At 52.8% G+C, this 4603-nt stretch carries 8 protein-coding genes and 1 pseudogene; 2 read left to right on the forward strand and 7 right to left on the reverse strand.

The annotated features are described in order from the left end of the window. On the forward strand, positions 1-369 hold a 369-nt coding region (locus BLW97_RS16425; protein WP_207650640.1), incomplete at its 5' end, for a transposase. A gap of 97 nt (positions 370-466) precedes the next feature. Here BLW97_RS16425 and BLW97_RS19530 read toward each other — a convergent pair. The 4 genes from BLW97_RS19530 to BLW97_RS16440 all read right to left on the reverse strand — a co-directional run bounded on the left by BLW97_RS19530 (position 467) and on the right by BLW97_RS16440 (position 2431). Beyond that, entirely contained in the window at positions 467-829 is a 363-nt protein-coding gene (locus tag BLW97_RS19530; protein WP_158025213.1) for a hypothetical protein, read from the reverse strand. A gap of 530 nt (positions 830-1359) precedes the next feature. Continuing rightward, complete coding sequence (locus tag BLW97_RS19230) at positions 1360-1524, reverse strand: hypothetical protein (RefSeq protein ID WP_158025215.1); 165 nt, start codon at positions 1522-1524, stop codon at positions 1360-1362. A gap of 167 nt (positions 1525-1691) precedes the next feature. Then, positions 1692-1913: a hypothetical protein gene (locus BLW97_RS20110; RefSeq protein WP_010640157.1), complete on the reverse strand. Its 222-nt coding sequence runs from the start codon at positions 1911-1913 to the stop codon at positions 1692-1694. A gap of 233 nt (positions 1914-2146) precedes the next feature. After that, the gene (locus BLW97_RS16440) at positions 2147-2431 is read right to left on the reverse strand and encodes a hypothetical protein (RefSeq protein ID WP_075323972.1); all 285 of its coding nucleotides are present in this window, start codon (positions 2429-2431) and stop codon (positions 2147-2149) included. A gap of 189 nt (positions 2432-2620) precedes the next feature. Between BLW97_RS16440 and BLW97_RS20490 the strand changes: the two genes are divergently transcribed. Next, a complete protein-coding gene (locus tag BLW97_RS20490) occupies positions 2621-2851 on the forward strand; it encodes a helix-turn-helix transcriptional regulator (RefSeq protein WP_075323975.1) in 231 nt (76 codons plus the stop codon). Here BLW97_RS20490 and BLW97_RS16450 read toward each other — a convergent pair. The 3 genes and pseudogenes from BLW97_RS16450 to BLW97_RS16460 all read right to left on the reverse strand — a co-directional run. Continuing rightward, on the reverse strand, positions 2830-3426 hold the full coding sequence (locus BLW97_RS16450; RefSeq protein WP_075323973.1) for a tyrosine-type recombinase/integrase: 597 nt from the start codon (positions 3424-3426) through the stop codon (positions 2830-2832). The two genes, BLW97_RS20490 and BLW97_RS16450, sit on opposite strands and share 22 nt — an antisense overlap. A gap of 39 nt (positions 3427-3465) precedes the next feature. Further along, on the reverse strand, positions 3466-3879 hold the full coding sequence (locus tag BLW97_RS16455; protein WP_075323974.1) for a tyrosine-type recombinase/integrase: 414 nt from the start codon (positions 3877-3879) through the stop codon (positions 3466-3468). A gap of 447 nt (positions 3880-4326) precedes the next feature. After that, a pseudogene (locus BLW97_RS16460) lies at positions 4327-4603 on the reverse strand (HlyD family secretion protein); the annotation flags it as partial.

Genomic DNA, 4603 nt, shown 5'->3' on the forward strand with positions numbered 1-4603 from the left:
AAAATTGATCGGCAGACGCCCAAGGACAAGGCTCTGCATCTGATCGCCGACAACTATGCGACCCATAAACACCCGGTAGTACAGGCGTGGCTCGACAAGCACCCGCGTATTCACATGCACTTTACGCCCACTTCGGCATCCTGGCTCAACATGGTCGAGCGTTTCTTTCGGGATATGACGACCCAGCGGTTACGTCGTGGGGTGTTCACCAGTGTGCCTGAACTCATCCAGGCCATTGAGGGGTACATCGACCACCACAACACCCATCCCAAATCTTTCATCTGGACCAAAACCGCCCGCGACATCCTGCAAAAGCTCATTCGCGCCAACAGCCACTTAAGCAGCAAACAGAATGCAACACTACACTAGGAACAGTGATGACCTTATGGTTGGCCCCGGTGTTATATGTCGTGTGGATGACAAAAAGACCAAAAACTTACAATTAGTAAATCTAACAGCAAGATTATTAAGAAAGATTCATCATGTCTAGTGGATCTGTTGTCTTGTTAATAGAGGACATTAATAACGGTTCCAAACAACGAGCCCCATGAAAAGCGGCTCGTTTTGTTTGGCCGTTAAGGTGCACCAGGCCCTCCAGGGGGCGGTCCGCCTGGCCCACCCGGTGAAGGCGGTCCACCCATAGGTCCTTGATGGGGTGGCTGTTGAGGTCCAGGTCCTCCAGGCCCCCCTTGTGGCGGCCCTCCTCTCGGGCCAGATTGAGGCCCTTGCGGGGGTCCTCCTGCTGGTTCTGGCTGGAACCGAGGCCCTCCATGGCCAGGGCCTGGTCTTCCGGGTGGTGGACCTGGTGGTGGACCGAACCCCGGCCCACCTGGTTGCGGCCTCCCCGGAGGCCCAAAGCCCGGTCCACCGGGAGGAGGCCCAGGCGGAGGCGGTTGTGGTGCGCCAGGCGGAGCCGGTGGCGGTGGTTGCACCCCCAGATAATTAAAATAAGTGCCAGGTGGTGGCGGCGGTGGCGCTCCTGCCGGTGGAGGCGGTGGAGGCGGTGCTCCCGCCGGCAGGGGCGGGGGCGGTGCCGGATAATACTGGTAGTATGCCTGCGGGTAGTAGTACCACATCATGTACTGCGCATAGAGTGGCTGACTGTAATAGCTGGTATACGCTGAGGGCGGCTCAAAATAGCCATATTGCTGGGGCAAGCCCGTGTTACCGAGATTGATCCCGAGATCGCCCAGTATGACACTGATATCAAACGGCGCAGCGGACGCCGGCGTAGAGAGGGATAAAACCCCTAATCCGGCAAGGCCTATGGCGATACTGAGTACAATGGGTTTACGCGGCATAGCAAATCCTCTCTTACTGGTTTACTGGATGAAGCCGAACTTATCCCCAGACTGTTGCTTATGGAAGGGATGGCGGTGGATTACCTGCCGTAGCCATAGTTGTACTGACCAGGTCCTTGGCCGGGAGGAGGCGGTGGCGGCGGATGACCGTAGCCGTTGTTGTACCGACCGGGTGGAGGTGGCTGGTTATACCCTGGATGTCCATATCGGCCGTAGGGGCCATAAGCACAGCCTGAGAGCGCCAAAATACCCAAGGTAACTGCAGCGATTTTTCTAGTTGAAATAGGCATAGCTTATTCTCCCGTGTTTTTACTATCCATGAATATGGGGCGTCATGAGGAAGTTATCAACAAATATTCCAGACCAGACACCGACTAAGGGCGGGGTTTTCTATATCAGGGAAACGCTACAGCAGCCTGATATGCGCTTTGTGGCGGTCAAGAGTGAGGAATAATAATTCTTCCTGTCGTTAAGGGGATTATCTCTTCCGGCAAGAAACAAGCGAACGTCTTTGTTATCTGCCAACATGGCACCGGTGGGACGAACGGCCGTATCGGCGCGAGGATTTTCCTCATCAGGGCTTGCATGCAGAATGACTAATGCTTGACTCATGGGAGTTACGCCTGTTCGGATACTTCGGGGATGCGGTTCTTGAACCGCAAACGCAATCCATAAGCCTGACAGGTACGATCAATTTTGCGGATGGAAAACTATGGAAGACTGTACAGTTGACGCCTTATGGCCTACCAGTTCGCATCATTTTTGGTTTTTACAGCCTGGATCTACGAGAATCATAGCCAGATGAAAGCCTTAGATGTTGGCTATAATCTCGAATGAGCAAATTTCTACGGACTATTGTCTGATAGAGAAATCCTTGAACAGGAGGTTACGATGTCTGGAACGGATATAAAAACTGCAAATCCTGCCGCTTCATGGGTCCCCACTTCGAACCGTGAATCAAAATTAGTCGGCGCGCGCTGAAAATCCGCTAACACCGCATCCAGACGCTCCCACCGCTTTTTGTAGCGCGCTTCGCCGTCAGGCCAGTGCTCATATACACGAAAGGTATCTTTCAAAAACTCCCGCCAGGCGCGACAGTAGTCAGCGAGTTTTCTGCGCATATTTCGCATTATTGTCGCCCCTCCTATTGGCACCCTCATCGTATTCAGTTGCACTTATCACTGATCCGCGTATGTGAAACGGAAAATATGCATAAAGTTGCGCCGTGTCAGTGTTCCTGGATTTCAACAAACTTGAATCCTGACAGAGCAAGAAGAGGGAATACAGTGAACACAAACGATCATAACAACCCACGATTGATGCGACTTACCGAAGTCATGTCCATGGTCGCGCTGCGACGCTCGTCCATTTACGGGCTCATTGGGAAAGGGCCATTCCCCGCTCCACGAAAAATCGGACGTGCCAGCGTTTGGTCATCAGCCGAAGTCCAACAATGGATTGAGGATATCTTGCAAGTCAAAGAGGCGAGTGACCAGCAATGCGCGCCAGAGGAAAAGGGTAGAATTGATCAAGTTCTCCCTGAGGGGTAGATCGAAGAACCGGCCTCAGTCGCAAACTCTGACCACATCTGCATCAGCTTCCGGCGCAAGTCGAATAGGTCCGAACGTTGGTACGCAGCCTCGACTTTGTTGGGGTTGGTGTGGGCAAGCGCTTGCTCCAATACTGCGGCCGGGAAATGGGTTTGCTCAGCGCCCCAGTCTCGAAAAGAGCTGCGAAATCCATGTACGGTCACATCGGTGATCACGCTGTGAAGCACCTTGTTCACGGCCACATCTGACAGCGATCCGCCACGGGCGCCGGGGAAGATCCCGGGAGTGTTGTCCATTCTCCAGGCCTGCATCTGGTTCAAAATAGCCATGGCGGCATCCGACAGGGGCACCCGGTGCGGTTTTGCGGCCTTCATGCGCATGCCGGGTATCGTCCAGATTATTGTGTCTAGATCGAACTCTTCCCGGGTGGCACCACGGGACTCCCCAGAACGGGCGGCCGTCAGAATGGTAAACTGCAAACAATAGGCAGAGATATGCGATTTATCCCGCAATGCTCCCATGATACGGGAAATATCGGTGTAAGCTGAAGCGGCGTGATGCTCGCGCTTACTCACCTTGTCAGATTATGGTAACATATTGTTCAATATGCCTTTTCATCGTGCCTGATTTCGGGTGCCATCACACCAGTCATGTACAGCGGCATAATCCAAAACCGCCTCAATCCGCTGACGCACTCTGCTTGCCGTTTCTGTTTTGGTCGTCCAGATAGGCAGTAGGATTGATTTCACATCCGTCAGCGTCACCTCTGCTGGGGCTTTGGCCCCGATAACCGGGAAGGCATAGTCACGCAGGGTGTTAATCCATTGCTGCGCGTGTTTGGCATTTTTCCAACCGGACCGCTTGGCCTCGAGCAAATCTTGGGCGCATTGCTCGAAGGTCATGGAGACCGTCTCCGTGGAGGCATTAACACGCAGTAATTCGCCGGGATTATGGCCGTCGGCTTGGGTCTTGCGCATACCCTCCGCCAGAACGCGAACATCTTTTAGCTTACGAATGGTCGTCGCCATTGTGTTATCCTTTGATAAAGTGACACTTCGCCAAACGTGTCTGTCTTGCCTTTTATCTTGTCCGACGACATGGCTTACAGCGAATTTCGTCGGACTTTAGTGGATAGGTATTTCGATAACATGATGAATACAAATATTAATATGGGCAATATTCAACACTGGTAGACATGGGGTTGGACTTCACCCTCTCCGCCAAACAACGGGCATAGCTGTTTGATGCTGCCTGCATTTTTATGTGAAATCCTGGTCTTGATTTCGTCAAGTGCCTCATAATTTGCGCACGCCAGCTGCGAAGGTATCGGAACCCTCAATCCGCATTAATATTGACCTTCTAAAACCGTCGGAATTCAAAGTCGACTGGGAATAAGTGTGAAAACAGTTGTATGTAAACTAAGGGTTTGTTGATGGGCGTTCCTTTGATTTTGATCAGATTTCCAGTTGCCGTGCTCACAGGTTCTGGCGAATGATGACCTCCGCCCGCTGTTGAGCCTGCAGCAGTTCAGTGCGATATACCGTGGTTGCATAACCTTGGGTCGGGGTGGTGGTCAGGGGCTGGAGTACCGAATGTTTTTGCCCGGGTTTCCAGTGCAGTTGTGCAATCATGGAAAGCCCCGGACGCAAGGGGTGTTCCGCGAGTTCCCTGGCAGGTATGGCAATACGTACCGGCACGCGTTCCACAATATGAATGTAATTTCCGGTGGCATTCTCTGGGGGCAGAATGCTG

The sequence above is a fragment of the Acidithiobacillus albertensis genome (assembly GCF_001931655.1).
Lineage (GTDB): Bacteria > Pseudomonadota > Gammaproteobacteria > Acidithiobacillales > Acidithiobacillaceae > Acidithiobacillus > Acidithiobacillus thiooxidans.

Coding starts and splice junctions, on each gene's coding strand:
- BLW97_RS19230 (WP_158025215.1), bottom strand. CDS start 1,524: ATGGCCCCTACGGCCGATATGGACATCCAGGGTATAACCAGCCACCTC.
- BLW97_RS20110 (WP_010640157.1), bottom strand. CDS start 1,913: ATGAGTCAAGCATTAGTCATTCTGCATGCAAGCCCTGATGAGGAAAAT.
- BLW97_RS16440 (WP_075323972.1), bottom strand. CDS start 2,431: ATGCGAAATATGCGCAGAAAACTCGCTGACTACTGTCGCGCCTGGCGG.
- BLW97_RS20490 (WP_075323975.1), top strand. CDS start 2,621: ATGCGACTTACCGAAGTCATGTCCATGGTCGCGCTGCGACGCTCGTCC.
- BLW97_RS16455 (WP_075323974.1), bottom strand. CDS start 3,879: ATGGCGACGACCATTCGTAAGCTAAAAGATGTTCGCGTTCTGGCGGAG.